The organism is Saccharothrix deserti, assembly GCF_009769385.1.
GTDB lineage: Bacteria > Actinomycetota > Actinomycetes > Mycobacteriales > Pseudonocardiaceae > Actinosynnema > Actinosynnema deserti.
In genome coordinates, this window is sequence record NZ_VKAB01000002.1 from 219,780 (window position 1) to 233,307 (window position 13,528).

The 13,528-nt window shown below is 71.4% G+C and carries 12 protein-coding genes; 4 read left to right on the top strand and 8 right to left on the bottom strand.

Translation table 11 applies throughout. The annotated features are described in order from the left end of the window. Positions 1–115 precede the first annotated feature (115 nt). From FM051_RS15690 to FM051_RS15700, 3 genes are read left to right on the top strand one after another with little or no spacing between them, the layout of a single operon-like run. Positions 116–2,440, top strand: coding sequence for a Tex family protein (locus tag FM051_RS15690; protein ID WP_158843690.1), 2,325 nt, complete (start codon positions 116–118; stop codon positions 2,438–2,440). A 16-nt stretch (positions 2,441–2,456) separates the two neighbouring features. Then, on the top strand, positions 2,457–3,482 hold the full coding sequence (locus FM051_RS15695) for an NAD-dependent epimerase/dehydratase family protein (protein ID WP_158843691.1): 1,026 nt from the start codon (positions 2,457–2,459) through the stop codon (positions 3,480–3,482). Beyond that, on the top strand, positions 3,479–5,056 hold the full coding sequence (locus tag FM051_RS15700) for a phytoene desaturase family protein (RefSeq protein WP_158843692.1): 1,578 nt from the start codon (positions 3,479–3,481) through the stop codon (positions 5,054–5,056). The genes FM051_RS15695 and FM051_RS15700 overlap by 4 nt, the downstream gene beginning before the upstream one ends. Before the next feature lie 57 nt (positions 5,057–5,113). On the opposite strand, the gene FM051_RS15705 is transcribed toward FM051_RS15700, so the two are convergent. The 5 genes from FM051_RS15705 to FM051_RS53680 all read right to left on the bottom strand — a co-directional run bounded on the left by FM051_RS15705 (position 5,114) and on the right by FM051_RS53680 (position 8,182). Next, positions 5,114–5,554, bottom strand: a complete 441-nt coding sequence (locus FM051_RS15705) for an SRPBCC family protein (RefSeq protein ID WP_158843693.1) — start codon at positions 5,552–5,554, stop codon at positions 5,114–5,116. 46 nt (positions 5,555–5,600) lie between these two features. Beyond that, positions 5,601–6,821 carry an ABC transporter substrate-binding protein gene (locus FM051_RS15710; protein WP_158843694.1) on the bottom strand — a complete coding sequence of 407 codons (1,221 nt, stop codon included), beginning with the start codon at positions 6,819–6,821 and terminating at the stop codon, positions 5,601–5,603. 247 nt (positions 6,822–7,068) lie between these two features. Further along, positions 7,069–7,617: a LuxR C-terminal-related transcriptional regulator gene (locus FM051_RS15715; protein ID WP_158843695.1), complete on the bottom strand. Its 549-nt coding sequence runs from the start codon at positions 7,615–7,617 to the stop codon at positions 7,069–7,071. Between the two features lie 53 nt (positions 7,618–7,670). Further along, complete coding sequence (locus tag FM051_RS53675) at positions 7,671–7,994, bottom strand: GNAT family N-acetyltransferase (protein ID WP_338019474.1); 324 nt, start codon at positions 7,992–7,994, stop codon at positions 7,671–7,673. Continuing rightward, positions 7,940–8,182, bottom strand: coding sequence for a hypothetical protein (locus FM051_RS53680; RefSeq protein WP_338019475.1), 243 nt, complete (start codon positions 8,180–8,182; stop codon positions 7,940–7,942). Before FM051_RS53680 ends, FM051_RS53675 begins: the two co-directional genes overlap by 55 nt. A gap of 76 nt (positions 8,183–8,258) precedes the next feature. Here FM051_RS53680 and FM051_RS15725 point away from each other — a divergent pair, with 76 nt between their 5' ends. Beyond that, on the top strand, positions 8,259–9,044 hold the full coding sequence (locus tag FM051_RS15725) for an enoyl-CoA hydratase/isomerase family protein (RefSeq protein ID WP_238412411.1): 786 nt from the start codon (positions 8,259–8,261) through the stop codon (positions 9,042–9,044). Positions 9,045–9,103: 59 nt separating this feature from the next. On the opposite strand, the gene FM051_RS15730 is transcribed toward FM051_RS15725, so the two are convergent. From FM051_RS15730 to FM051_RS15740, 3 genes are all read right to left on the bottom strand, one after another. Then, entirely contained in the window at positions 9,104–10,612 is a 1,509-nt protein-coding gene (locus FM051_RS15730) for a serine/threonine-protein kinase (protein WP_158843697.1), read from the bottom strand. Positions 10,613–10,701: 89 nt separating this feature from the next. After that, entirely contained in the window at positions 10,702–12,741 is a 2,040-nt protein-coding gene (locus FM051_RS15735) for a glycosyltransferase (RefSeq protein WP_158843698.1), read from the bottom strand. 2 nt (positions 12,742–12,743) lie between these two features. Next, a complete protein-coding gene (locus FM051_RS15740) occupies positions 12,744–13,526 on the bottom strand; it encodes a WecB/TagA/CpsF family glycosyltransferase (RefSeq protein ID WP_158843699.1) in 783 nt (260 codons plus the stop codon). Between the last annotated feature and the right edge of the window lie 2 nt (positions 13,527–13,528).

Below are 13,528 nucleotides of genomic sequence, written 5' to 3' on the forward strand. Positions count from 1 at the left end.
AACCCCACCACACCACCCGAATAGTGCAACAACGCGCCACGCGCGCTCACCCGCAGTGAGCACGCACGTCGGGGTGCCCGAACGTGGTCGGCCGGGCAGGGCACAATGGCTCGCTGTGACCACAGCCATTCACCAGAGGATCGCCGACGAGCTCGGGGTGCGGGCCGGGCAGGTCAGCGCCGCCGTCGACCTGCTCGACGGTGGTTCCACCGTTCCCTTCATCGCCCGGTACCGCAAGGAAGCGACCGGCGCGCTCGACGACACCCAGCTGCGCACGCTGGAAGAGCGGCTGGGCTACCTCCGCGAACTCGAGGAACGTCGGACGGCTGTGCTCGAGTCCATCCGGTCCCAGGGCAAGCTGGACGAGGCGCTGGAGGCCTCGATCCTGGCCGCCGACTCCAAGGCCCGGCTGGAGGACCTCTACCTGCCCTACAAGCCGAAGCGGCGGACCAAGGCGCAGATCGCGCGCGAGCAGGGGCTCGAACCGCTCGCCGACGGGCTGCTGAACGACCCCACGCAGGACCCGCAGGAGGTGGCGAAGGCGTACGTGACCGAGGAGGTCGCGGACGTGGCCGCCGCGTTGCAGGGCGCGCGGGCGATCCTGGTCGAGCGGTTCGGCGAGGACGGCGACCTCATCGGTGACCTGCGGGAACGCATGTGGGGCCAGGGTCGGGTGGTGTCCAAGGTCCGGGAGGGCAAGGAGGAGGACGGGGCCAAGTTCTCCGACTACTTCGACTTCTCCGAGCCGTTCACGAAGCTGCCCTCGCACCGCATCCTCGCGCTGCTGCGCGGCGAGAAGGAGGAGGTGCTCGACCTCCAGTTCGACCCGGCCGACGAGGACGAGCCCACCGGCTACGAGGCGCGGATCGCGTCCCGGTTCGGCGTGGACAACCAGGGCCGACCGGCCGACCGGTGGCTGGGCGACACCGTGCGCTGGGCGTGGCGGACCCGGATTCTCGTGCACCTGGGCATCGACCTGCGGTCCCGGCTGCGGGCGTTCGCCGAGGACGAGGCGGTGAAGGTGTTCGCGTCGAACCTGCGCGACCTGCTGCTGGCCGCCCCGGCGGGCACGCGCGCCACCATGGGCCTCGACCCCGGTTTCCGCACCGGCGTGAAGGTGGCCGTGGTCGACGCGACCGGCAAGGTCGTCGCCACGGACGTGATCTACCCGCACGTGCCCGCGAACCGGTGGGACGAGTCGATCGCCAAGCTGGCCGTGCTGGCCAAGAAGCACGACGTCGAGCTGATCTCGATCGGCAACGGCACCGCGTCGCGGGAGACCGACAAGCTGGTCGTCGACCTCCTCAAGCGGCACCCCGACCTCAAGCTGACCAAGGCCGTGGTGTCGGAGGCGGGCGCGTCGGTGTACTCGGCGTCGGCGTTCGCCTCGGCCGAGCTGCCCGACATGGACGTGTCGCTGCGCGGCGCGGTGTCCATCGCCCGCCGGTTGCAGGACCCGCTGGCCGAGCTGGTCAAGATCGACCCGAAGTCGATCGGCGTCGGCCAGTACCAGCACGACCTGTCCGAGTCGAAGCTGTCGCGCTCGTTGGACGCGGTGGTCGAGGACTGCGTGAACGCGGTCGGCGTCGACCTGAACACGGCGTCCGTGCCGCTGCTGACGCGGGTTTCCGGCATCACCGCCGGTCTGGCCGAGAACATCGTGCTGCACCGCGACAGCAACGGCCCGTTCCGCTCGCGCAAGGCGTTGAAGGACGTGGCGCGGCTCGGCCCGAAGGCGTTCGAGCAGTGCGCGGGCTTCCTGCGCATCCCGAACGGCGACGACCCGCTGGACGGCTCCGCCGTGCACCCCGAGGCGTACCCGGTGGTGCGCCGGATGCAGGAGCGCGCGGGCGGTGAGCAGCTGATCGGCAACACCGCCGTGCTGAAGTCCCTGCGCCCGCAGGAGTTCGTGGACGACACGTTCGGCCTGCCGACCGTCACCGACATCCTGCGCGAGTTGGAGAAGCCGGGACGCGACCCGCGACCGGCGTTCAAGACCGCGACGTTCGCCGACGGCGTGGAGAAGATCGCCGACCTCAAGCCCGGCATGGTGCTGGAGGGCGTGGTGACGAACGTGGCCGCGTTCGGCGCTTTCGTGGACGTCGGCGTGCACCAGGACGGTCTGGTGCACATCTCGGCGCTGTCCGACAACTACGTCAAGGACCCGCGGGACGTGGTGAAGTCCGGCGACGTGGTGCGGGTGAAGGTGCTGGAGGTCGACATCCCGCGCAAGCGGATCGGCCTGACGCTGCGCCTGGAGGACGAGCCGGGCCGCAAGCCGCCGCGCGAGGACGGTCAGCGCGGTGGGCAGCAACGTGGTCAGCGCGGCGGCGGTGGGCAGCGCAACGGTGGCGGCAAGCCCCGTCAGCAGGAGCGCCCGCCGGCGAACGGCGCGATGGCCGAGGCACTGCGCCGGGCCGGGCTTGGCGGCGGCAAGTAGGGGTACTCGCGTGGCCATGAGGGTCGTCGTCACGGGTGCCAGCGGCAACGTGGGGACGGCCCTGCGCCGCGTGCTCGCCGAAGCGGGCGACCAGGTGGTGGGCATCGCGCGGCGGATACCGCCCGGTTCGCCCGGGTGGGTGAGCTGCGACGTCGGCGCGCCGGCCGCCGAGGTGGTGTTGAGCAGGGCGTTCGACGGTGCGGACGCGGTGGTGCACCTGGCGTGGGCGATCCAGCCCACGCCGGGTGAGCCGGACATGCGGCGCACCAACATCACCGGTACCGCGCACGTGCTGCGGGCGGCGGAACGCGTGGGCGTGCCGCACCTGGTGGTGACGTCGTCGGTCGCGGCGTACACGCCCGCGTCGGCGCCCGTGGACGAGGCCTGGCCGTGCGGCGGGGTGCCTGGCAGCGCTTACAGCGCGCAGAAAGTCGAACTGGAACGGCTGGTCGACGGTCGCCCCGGCGTGGCGGTGGTGCGGCCTTGCGCGGTCGTGCAGCCGGACGCGGGCGCGGAGATCGAGCGGTGGGTGCTGAGCCCGTTGATCCCGTACCGGGTGGTGGGGCGCTCGTGGTTGCCGGTGCCGTTGTGGCGGGGGCTGCGGGTGCAGATCGTGCACGCGGAGGACGTGGCTCGGGCTGTTCGGACAATCCTGCGGCTGCGTGCGGTGGGTGCTTTCAACATCGCGGCCGATCCGCCGTTGCGGGCGGCGGAGTTGGCTTCGGTGCTCGGCGGGTTCATGGTGCCGGTGCCGTTGGCCGTGTTGCGGGCGTTGGCCTGGCCGACGTGGCGCGTGGGTCTGCAGCCGGTGCACCCCGGCTGGTTGACGTTGGCCGATCAGGCGTCCCTTGTGGACTGTGACCGGATGCGGGCGCTGGGGTGGGAGCCGTCGCACGAGCCGCGGCAGGCGTTGGAGTCGTTCGTGGCGGCGGTCGCGGCGGGGCGTGGGGCGTGGGGGCCGCTCGCGCCGCAGCGCCGTGGTCGGTGGCGCAGACTGGGGTTCGGTCGGCCGGTGCACCAGAGCCAGGGAGACGTGCGTTGAGCGATGTCGTGGACGCGGTGGTCGTCGGGTCCGGTCCGAACGGGCTGGTGGCGGCGAACGTGCTGGCCGACGCGGGGTGGGACGTGCTGGTGCTGGAGGCCGCCGAGGAGCCGGGCGGCGCGGTGCGCACGGCCGAGCTGACCGAGCCTGGGTTCCTCCACGACCTGTTCAGCGCGTTCTACCCGTTGGGCGCGGCCTCACCGGTAATCACCGGGTTGGACCTGGCGCGGCACGGGTTGCGGTGGCGGCGGGCGCCGGAGGTGCTGGCGCACGTGCTGCCGGACGACCGGGCCGTCGTGCTGTCGCAGGACGTGGACCGGACGGCGGCGTCGGTGGACGCGTTCGGCGCGGGTGACGGTGACGCGTGGCGGGCGGAGTTCACGCGGTGGCAGCGGGTGCGCGAGGAGCTGATCGAGGGCCTGATGCGGCCGTTCCCCCCGGTGCGGGCGGGAGCGGGGCTGTTGGCCGCGTTGGGGCCGGGTGAGGCGTTGCGGTTCGCGCGGTCGTTCGTGCAGTCGGTGCGGGCGTTCGGGGACGAGCGGTTCACGGGTGAGGGCGCGCCGTTGTTGTTGGCGGGCAACGCGATGCACACCGACCTGGGTCCGGATCAGGCGGGCGGTGCGGCGTTCGGGTGGCTGCTGTCGATGCTCGGGCAGGACGTGGGGTACCCGGTGCCCGAGGGTGGCGCGGGGGCGTTGACGCAGGCGTTGGTGCGGCGGCTGGGTGGTGTGGTGGAGTGCTCGCGCCCGGTGACGAAGGTGGTCGTGGCCGGTGGGCGGGCGCTGGGGGTGCGTGACGCTTCCGGCGGGTTCGTGCGGGCGCGCAAGGCGGTGCTGGCGGACGTGCCCGCGCCGGCGTTGTACTCGAACCTGGTCGGTGCCGAGCACCTGCCGTCCGGGTTGGTGGCGGACCTGGACCGGTTCGAGTGGGACGACGCGACGATCAAGGTGGACTGGGCGCTGAACGGCCCGATCACGTGGACCGCCGAAGGGGTGCGGGGTGCCGGCACCGTCCACTTGGGAGGCGACCTCAACGGGTTGGCCGTCAGCAGCACGGAAATCGCGTGCGGCCGGGTGCCGCGCACCCCGTTCGTGATCATGGGCCAGATGACGACGACCGACCCGACCCGATCGCCCGCGGGCACGGAGACGGCATGGGCGTACACGCACGTGCCGCGCGGCGAGCGTTGGTCGGCGGACCGCTTGCGACGCCGGGCCGACCGCGTGGAACAGCTGATCGAACAGCACGCGCCGGGCTTCCGCGCCCTGATCCGGGCACGGGTCGTCCACGGGCCCGCGGACCTGGAGGCGCGCAACCGGAGCCTGATCGGCGGATCGATCAACTCGGGCACCGCCGCCATCCACCAACAGCTGGTCTTCCGCCCCGTCCCGGGCCTGGGCCGAGCCGACACCCCCGTGGACCGCCTGTACCTGGCCGGGGCCTCCGCGCACCCGGGCGGCGGCGTCCACGGTGCTGCGGGAGCCAACGCCGCACGCGCCGCCCTGGCCCGCAACGGCCTGGCCGGCGACGCCTACCGCCTCCTGATCCGCGGCCTGCACCGCACCCTCTACTGACCACGAGTTACCGACCGCGAGTTACCGACCGCGAGTCCCGGGCGTTCGACTCGCGGGTCAGAGGGTGCCCTTGCGGGCGGCCAGGTCGGCCAGGCGGCGCAGCGACTCGCGGTTGCGGGGCACCAGGAACAACGACTGGACGGACACCGGCAGGACGGACACCGGGCCCTTGACGGCCTCTTCCAGCATGGTGATCTCGGCGCCGTCGGGCACGGTCTTCAGCTCGAACCGGATCCGCGCCGCGCCCATCGGCCACATCCGCGCCTCCAGTTCCAGCAACCCGGGCGGGTCGACGTCCAGCACCGTGGTCACGTCCTGCACCGCCACCGGCCACACACCCACGCTGTGGTGGATCCGGGTGCCGGTACCCGGCCACCCCGGGTCGACCTCGCGGATGTGCGCGGCGCCCACCACCCAGCTCGCGTAGGACCAGCCGTCGGCCAGCACCGCGAACACCCGCTCCACCGTCGTGGGCACTGTCAAGCGGACCTCGATCATGCCCAGCGGATTCCCCGGCCGGACCGCCGGAAACTACCCGCTGGAGCTACTTGGCCCGCGTGCCCTTGAGCTTGACCAGCTCGGATTCGAACAGGTTGGCGACGACCGCCAGCCCGCCGGGTGTCGCCGGGTCCGGCTTGGCGATGTAGGACTGGGTGCTCGACGGCCGACCGACCAACGAGAACCGCAGCTGGCCGGTGAGGCTGTTCGTCTCGACCTTGTTGGTGTCCTGGAACGCCCGCAGCACACCGTCACGGGTCAGGTCCCGCGCGGCGCACGCCTTCTCCAGGATCGCCGCGAACGCCATGCCGATCACGTAACCGTGGTCGACCGAGCCGGTGGGCTTCAGGTCCGGGTACTTGCGCGTGAACGCCTCGGCGACCGCGCGCGGCCCCGGCAGGTCGGTGGCGAACGGCGCGATCGGCGACACCACCTGCACCCGCTTCACCACGGCCGCCGCGGCGGGCGAGTCGAGGATCAGCGGGTCGTAGCCGACCGCGTTGACCAGGAACGGCACGTCCCAGCCGATCCTCTCGGCGGTGGCGACGGCGGTCGCGGTCTGCTGCGGCGACGTGCTCAGGAACACCGCCTGCGCGCCCGCCGCCTTCAGCTCACCGATCTGGGCGACCACGTCGGCGGTCTCCGGCACGGCCTTCGACACGAGCTCCATGCCCCACTGCTCGGCGACGAACGTGCTGCCTTCGAGGGCGTTGCGGCCGTAGTCGCTGTCGACGTAGACGTGCCCGATCGTGTCGCCGTCGCTGATCAGGCCGGACCGCTTGACGTGGTCCAGGCCGTTGATCACGTCGAGGTCGTAGGTGGTGCCGACGATGACCATGTGCGGGTTGCCCAGCAGGCTCGCCGACCAGGACGCGGGCGCGGCGATGGCGCGGGTCTGCATCAGGTCCGGCTCGATGGCCTCGGTCATCGGCGTGCCGGTGACGTCCATGAACCCGAGCACCTGCGGTTCCAGGTCGAAGTACGCCTCCAACGCCCGGTTGACGTCGTAGCCGTGGTCCGCCTGCTTCAGCTCGACCTTGCGGCCGCAGATGCCGCCGCGCTCGTTCAGCTCGCCCAGGAACAGCTCGTAGCCCTTGATCCGGATGAGCGACGTGGGCGAGAACGGGCCGGTCATGTCGGTGAGCACGCCCAGCGAGATGGTGTCGGCGGTGACACCGGGGCCCGCCTTGACCGGGTTGTCGTCCTCGGCGCCGCAACCGGCGGCGAGCAGACCGAGTACGGCGGACACGACGACGAGGTTGCGCACCACAGGACTCCCACCACTGACGTTACCGACGGGTAAGGAGTATTGACAGAAGTCACCCGAATCGCCTAATCGTGTGACATACCGCACGGTCGGTGAACTTTTGCCACGTCGATCCGTACCCCTTTACCGCCCCCTTAGTTGATCAACACGGACCGTTAGCAAAAATCAGCCTCACCACCCGAACAGCCGAAAGGCCGTGAAGATCGAAGGATCGATCCTCACGGCCTGTTCCCGACCCGGTACGCGCCTACAAGTAGGAGCGCTGCCCCCACGGCATCGCCGCGGCGAGCTGAGCCCGCCTGCCGATGTCGAGCTTGCGGTAGATGCGGGTGATGTGGAGTTCGACGGCCCGGGTCGACACCGAGAAGTGCTCGGCGATCTGCCGGTTCGTCATGCCCTCCAACATCATCAGGGCGATCCGGTGCTCGTGCGGCGTCAACTGCTCACGCGAACGCGCCTCGGCGCTCTGCCCGTCACGCGGCCGGACGATGCCCGGCACGCGCTCACCTTCCGGCACACCCAGCAGCACGTGCCACTGACGTATGCGCACCTCCGCGATCGATTGCGATCGCACGTACGGGTCACCGCGCACCAGGTCCCGGGCCGCGGCGTCGTCAGGTACTTGCACGATCAGCAGCACGCCGGAACCGTCGGCCCAAGGGCCGGTTCCGACGAGCACGCCCTGATCGGCGAGTGGACGCCAATATTCCCGGTGTGCGAGATGAATGGATCTGCGCACCTGGCGCGCATCACGAAATGTCAACTCAACGGCGAAAGCCACTGGACTGATCCCCATTTCATTCCGCGGCCAACTTTCGCCACATACTCAACTGGGACGGTTATTCACTGTCAAGTGAGAGACCTCACACCAGTCATTCGGGAACCGAATGACCCCGATAGCCGCTTTCCGAACCAGTGCTCCGCATAGCGGTCGTCGTTGAACGGGGGCACCTCACGGTAACCGTGCCGGGCGTACAGCGCGCGGGCTTCGACCAGGTCAGCGCGGGTGTCGAGGCGAATGGCCGAAGCGCCAAGTGAGACGGCGGCCTCCTCTGCCGCGGCGAGCAACGCCGCTCCCCCGCCCGTGCCGCGGGCCACGGGATCGACGAACATCCTCTTCAACTCGGCCGTTTCGGGATCAACCAGGCGGAACCCGACACATCCTCGCACCACACCGTTCCACCGGCCACGAAGAACCTCGCCAGGTCGTCGGTCGGGTCGTCGGCGATCGCCTGGTCCACCTCGTCGGACCTGGCCGGGCGGCCGTAGTACCGGCCGATGATGTCCGTCAAGTAGGTGCGGATCACCGCCACCGCGGTCGGGCTGTCAACCGGCTCCGGCTGAACGGTCCAGGAAGTCATGGGCGGATTTTCACCCGCACTGGTCCATTCGGACACGTGGTTTTCGGCATTCCGGACGCGTGTAAAGTCCACGGCCGTGGCAGCGCAAGAGGTCCGCCTCGAGCGGGACGCGGTCGGGCTGGCCGTGCTCACCGTCGACGCTCCTCCGTTGAACCTCTACACCGCCGAGTTGCAGGACCTGCTGGAGGCGGCGGTCGACGACTTGGAGGAACGGCCCGCGCGGGCGTTGCTGATCCGCTTCGAGGGCAAGGTCGTCAGCGGCGGTGTCGACGTGGGGCTGTTCGCCGCGCAGAAGACGTCCGCGCAGGCCAAGGCCCTGTTCGACCAGATGCTGGAGCTGCCGGAACGGGTGGCCGCACTGCCGTTCCCGACCGTGTTCGCCGCGCACGGGCTGTGCCTCACCTGGGCGTTCGAGGTCGCGGTGGCGTGCGACATCGTGCTGGCCGCCGAACGGGCGAAGTTCGGTCTGGTGGAGAAGGTCGTCGGGCTGACCCCGACCATGGGCGGCACGCAGCGGCTGGCCGCGCGGGCGGGCGTTGGCCGGGCCAAGGAGTTCGTGATGACCGGCGACCGGTACGACGCGGCCACGCTGGAACGGTGGGGCGTGGTCAACCGGGTGCTGCCGGACGAGGGGTTCGACGACGCGGCGCTGGAGTTCACGCTCGCGCTGGCGGTCGGGCCGACGTTGGCGCACGCGGCCACCAAGCAGGTGTTGGCGCACTTCGAGAGCGGCGGCGTGGCCGAGGCGAACGAGCACGTCACGGCGATCGCGGCCGAGCTGTTCGACACCGAGGACCTGCGCGGCGCGGTGCGGTCGTTCCTGGCCGAGGGACCGGGGAAGGCGACGTTCAGCGGTCGCTGATCCGCCGGAACTCCAGCCGGCGCGTGTTCAGCCGCTCCCCGATAGACAAACCCTATGGGTCAGCGGGGGTCGTAGGCGGCCGATCCGTACCAGGCCAGGGCGGAGCGCAACTCGACCACGTCGCGGTCACGGCGCTTGCGGTAGCGCTCGTGCGAGATCGGGTACACGCGCAGGCCGCCCTTGTGCTTGGTGAAGCTGCCGCGGCCCAGCGTCTCCGGGGTCTTGGCGGCGCTGACCAGCCACACCACGAGCCACGGGCGGGCGTGGTGGGCCTCGACCTTGACCCGGGCGATCGCGTACCACGGCAGGCGGCGCGACTCGGCCCCGTTGGACAGGGTGATGCCGTCCGGGCCGACGTCCAGGGTGAGCGGCGAGCGGGCCACGCCGATCAGGAGCCGGATCGCGGCCACCGCGAAGGCCAGGAACCCGATGAACGCGGCCAGCCGCACCGCGTCGGGCGCGCCCGCGGCCGGGTCGGCGATGGAGGCGGTGATGACGGCGGCCAGCGCGTTCGCAGCGGCCCAGGTCGAGCCCACCACGCGGGAGGTCTTGAACCGGACGCCGGTGGCGCGGACTTCCTTGGGTGCGGCCTCGACGCGGACGGGCGCCGGTACCGGGGTGGCGATCGTCGGCGGTTTGGGCGGCGGTTTGGGCGGCGGGTCCTCCACCATCACCCTGGTCGGCGGTTTGGCGGGCAGCTTGCTCAGCTCGGTGTGCCGCTGCTCGACCATGGTGTGGATGCGCGCGGGCAGCCAGGACGGTTCGGCGGACGGCGGGCCGATCAGCTCCAGCAGCCGGGCGGGCGTCGGGCGGTGCGCGGGGTCGCGGACCAGGCACGGCACGATCAGCGGGACCAGGCTCGGCGGCACCCGGGAGAGGTCGGGTTCCTGGTGGACCACGCGGTAGACCAGCGCGGACGTGGCGCCCTCGCCGAACGGGCCACCGCCGGTCGCGGCGTAGACCAGCACCGAACCGAGCGCGAACACGTCGCTCTGGGTGGTGATCGTCTCACCGACCACCTGTTCGGGTGACAGGTAGCCGGGGGTGCCGAAGACGATGCCCGCTTCGGTGAGTGCCGAGTGCTCCAGGGCGCGGGCGATGCCGAAATCGATGACGCGGGGGCCGTCGTTGGCGAGCAGGACGTTGGACGGCTTGAGGTCGCGGTGCACGAGGCCCGCGCCGTGGATCGCGACCAGCGCCTCGGCCAGGCCCGCGGCGAGGCGGCGCACGGCGCGTTCCGGCAGCGGGCCGTGGTCCTGGACGGCCTGCTGGAGGCTCAGGCCGGGGATGTACTCGGTGGCCATCCACGGCCGGTCGGCGTCCGGGTCGGCGTCGACGACGGTGGCGGTCCAGAAGCCGCCGACCGCGCGCGCCATCTCGACCTCGCGGCGGAAGCGCTCGCGGAACGCCGGGTTGTCGGCCAGCTCGGCCCGCGCGACCTTGACCGCGATCGGCCGCCCGCCGCGCGAGCGGGCGAGGTAGACCGACCCCATCGCGCCGCGGCCGAGCGCGGCGAGCAGCGTGTAGTCGCCGATCCTCGACGGGGCGTTCGGGGGCAGTGGCTGCACGACACCCAGACTAGATGTGTCGGCCACCTCGCTCGGTCAAGACGGCGAGGTTCGCGGTACAGGCCACAACGACGCAACCTCGGCGCGGGTCACGTGGCGAGGGTCAGCAGGTCCTGGGCGCGGGCGTGCCAGGAGTGGGCCTGGACCGACTCGCGGAGGGTGGAGGCGGGCAGCGGGGGGCCGGCGGTGAGGGTCCGGCGGATCGCCTCGACGAAGGCGGCGGGGTCGCCGGCGGCGCGGACGCGGTCGGTGTAGCCGGCGAGCTCGGCGAAGTCGGTGCTGACCACCGGCAGGCCGAGGGCCAGGTACTCCTTGAGCTTGATCGGGTTCGAGCGCTTGATCCAGTCGTTGTCCTGCCACGGCATGATCGCCACGTCGAACGCCGACCCGTAGGCCGGGATCAGGCTGTACGGCCGGAAGCCCAGCCAGTGCACGTTCGGGTACTTGTCGAACCGCTCCATCGGGTGGGTGGCGTCACCGATCAGCACCAACGAGGCCTCCGGCAGCTCGGCGGCGACGCGTTCCAGCAGGTCGAAGTCGACCACGAAATCGTCGAGCGCCCCGAAGAACCCGATCCGGGGACCGTCGATCGAGCGCACGTCGTCCGGCCACTCGAACTCCGACCGCGCGGTGAAGTGGTCGACGTCCACGCCGTGGTCGAGGAAGTGCGCCCGGGAGCCCGTCCGCGGCAGCTCCTCGTCCATCAACGCGTGGCTGACGTACACGACGTGGTCGGCGTGGGCCAGCAGCTGGTTCTCCAGCGCCTCGATGGAGGCGCGGTCGGCCTCGGGGAAGTCCGAGTGCCGGTCCGAGCGGTTGAACACCAGGCTGTGCCGGCGCATCGGGGCGACCACGTCCCACGCGGTGGGGATCGTGACCATGATCACCGGCGTGCGCAGCCCCAGCGCGAGCGCCACCAGCCGGACCTGGGTGCGGACCAGCACGGCGTTGACCTTGCGCAGGAACGGCGAGCCGTAGAACGGCAGCGGCAACGGCGACATCACGTAGAAGTCCGGCATCGGCCTGCGCACGAACTTGGCCACGCTGCGGAGCTTGCGCAGGATGCGGCGGGACACGTGCGTGCTGTTGCCGCGGGTGGGCATCCGCATGCCGATGCTGTTGACCACCAACACCCTGCGGTGCGCGGCCATCGACCGCATCAGCTGGAAGTCCGAGTGCGCCCGGTTGTGGTACCACCAGTCCTGCGCGGAGAAGCACACCCAGCCGGGCTCGGGGCCCTCGCCGGGACGGGCCGGCCAACGGCGCCAGCGCAGCAGGTCACCGAGCGCCTTGCGGTGCTTGACGCCGCGCGGCGCGCGCACCAACTCGTTGAGCAGCACCGCGCACCACATCACGAACGCGGCCAACCGACCGCTGCGCTCGCGGACCATCCGGACCCGGTTCGTAGTGGCCATCGACCACAGCACCGGCGACGTCGACTGCTCGCCGCCGAAGTGCACGGCCCGTGCCCGCGGCTCGTAGCGGATGGCGTACCCGCGCTTGCCCGCGCGCAACATGTACTCGGTCTCCTCCGAGTACAGGAAGTACCGCTCCTCCAGCACGCCGGTCGCCTCACGCGCCTCACGCGAGATCAGCCACGCCGCGCCGGTCGCCCAGTCCGACGTCCCCGCCGTCTCGTACCGGATGGGGTCGACCACGAGTTCGCCGAGCGCGTCGAACCGGCCGGCACGCGTGCCGCCGAGGAACGCCTCCCCCAGTGCGCGCAACGGGTTCGGCGCACGCCGCAACGACAGCTGCGGAGCGCCGTCCGCGCCGGACAGGCGCGGCACCGCGATGCCGGTGCCGGGCAGCGCCAACGCGGCGCGCAGCAGCATGATGGCGTCCGCGTCGAGCCGGACGTCCGGGTTGAGCACCAGCACGTCGCAGTCCGGCGCGGCGGCGAACCCGGCGTTGACGCCCGCACCGAACCCGTCGTTGGTCGTGCGCGCCACGACCTGCGCGTCCGGCGCGACCCTGGCGACGATGTCGAGCGTGTCGTCGGTGGAGGCGTTGTCGACCACCACGATCCGACCGTCCGGAATGGACTCCAACGCGACGGCCACCGATTTCAGGCAGTCTTCGACGACCTCGGCGCTGTGGTAGGTCACAACGACCACGGCAAGCGGCACTTCTACTCCCCCGGGCGGCGGAACCGGGTGCGCAGCGCGCCCCCGAGCAGGCGGAACGCGAACGGCAGGTCGTCGCGCAGGTAGCGCTCGGCCAGGCGGCGCGGTTCGAGCGCGAGGCGGTGCAGCCACTCCGCGCCCACCTTCTGCACCACGCCCGAGGCGCGCCGGAACTCGCCCGCGGCCATCGGGATGCCCGCGCCGCAGCCGAGGAACCAGGACCGCGGCAGCTCCGCGCGCAGCAACCCGATCAGGCGTTCCTGCTTGGGGAAACCGAGGCCGACCAGGACCAGGTCCGGTTTGGCCTCCACCACCTTGGCCACGGCTTCGGCGGTGGCGTCGGCGGAGGTGTCGAACCCGAACGGCGGCGAGTCCGTGCCCGCGATCCGCAGGCCGGGGTACTTGTCGCGCAGCACGTCGGCGGCCTTCTCCGGCACGCCGGGGTCGCCGCCGAGCAGGTAGACCGAGCGGCCTTCGCGTGCGGCGGCCTCGGCGAGGGTGAACACCAGTGACGCGCCGGTGACCCGTTCGGGCACCGGGACGCCCGCGAGCCTGCCCGCCCACACCACCGGCATGCCGTCGGCGACGACCACTTCGGACGCGGCGATCAGCTCGGCCAGTTCGGGGCGGCGGGTCGCGGCGCGCACGATGTCCACGTTGGCCGTGACGATCGCGCCGCCCTCGGCCCGTCGCCAGGCTTCGGTGACGTGGTCGGCGACGCCGGATTCGCTGACGGCCCACACGTCGACGGCGCCCACGCGGACGCGGGCCTGCGAGATGTCCGGCATAC

Bases quoted from the DNA above. Each gene is read 5' to 3' on its own strand.
- FM051_RS15695 (WP_158843691.1), top strand. From the start codon at position 2,457: ATGAGGGTCGTCGTCACGGGTGCCAGCGGCAACGTGGGGACGGCCCTG.
- FM051_RS15705 (WP_158843693.1), bottom strand. From the start codon at position 5,554: ATGATCGAGGTCCGCTTGACAGTGCCCACGACGGTGGAGCGGGTGTTC.
- FM051_RS15715 (WP_158843695.1), bottom strand. From the start codon at position 7,617: ATGGGGATCAGTCCAGTGGCTTTCGCCGTTGAGTTGACATTTCGTGAT.
- FM051_RS53680 (WP_338019475.1), bottom strand. From the start codon at position 8,182: ATGACTTCCTGGACCGTTCAGCCGGAGCCGGTTGACAGCCCGACCGCG.
- FM051_RS15740 (WP_158843699.1), bottom strand. From the start codon at position 13,526: ATGCCGGACATCTCGCAGGCCCGCGTCCGCGTGGGCGCCGTCGACGTG.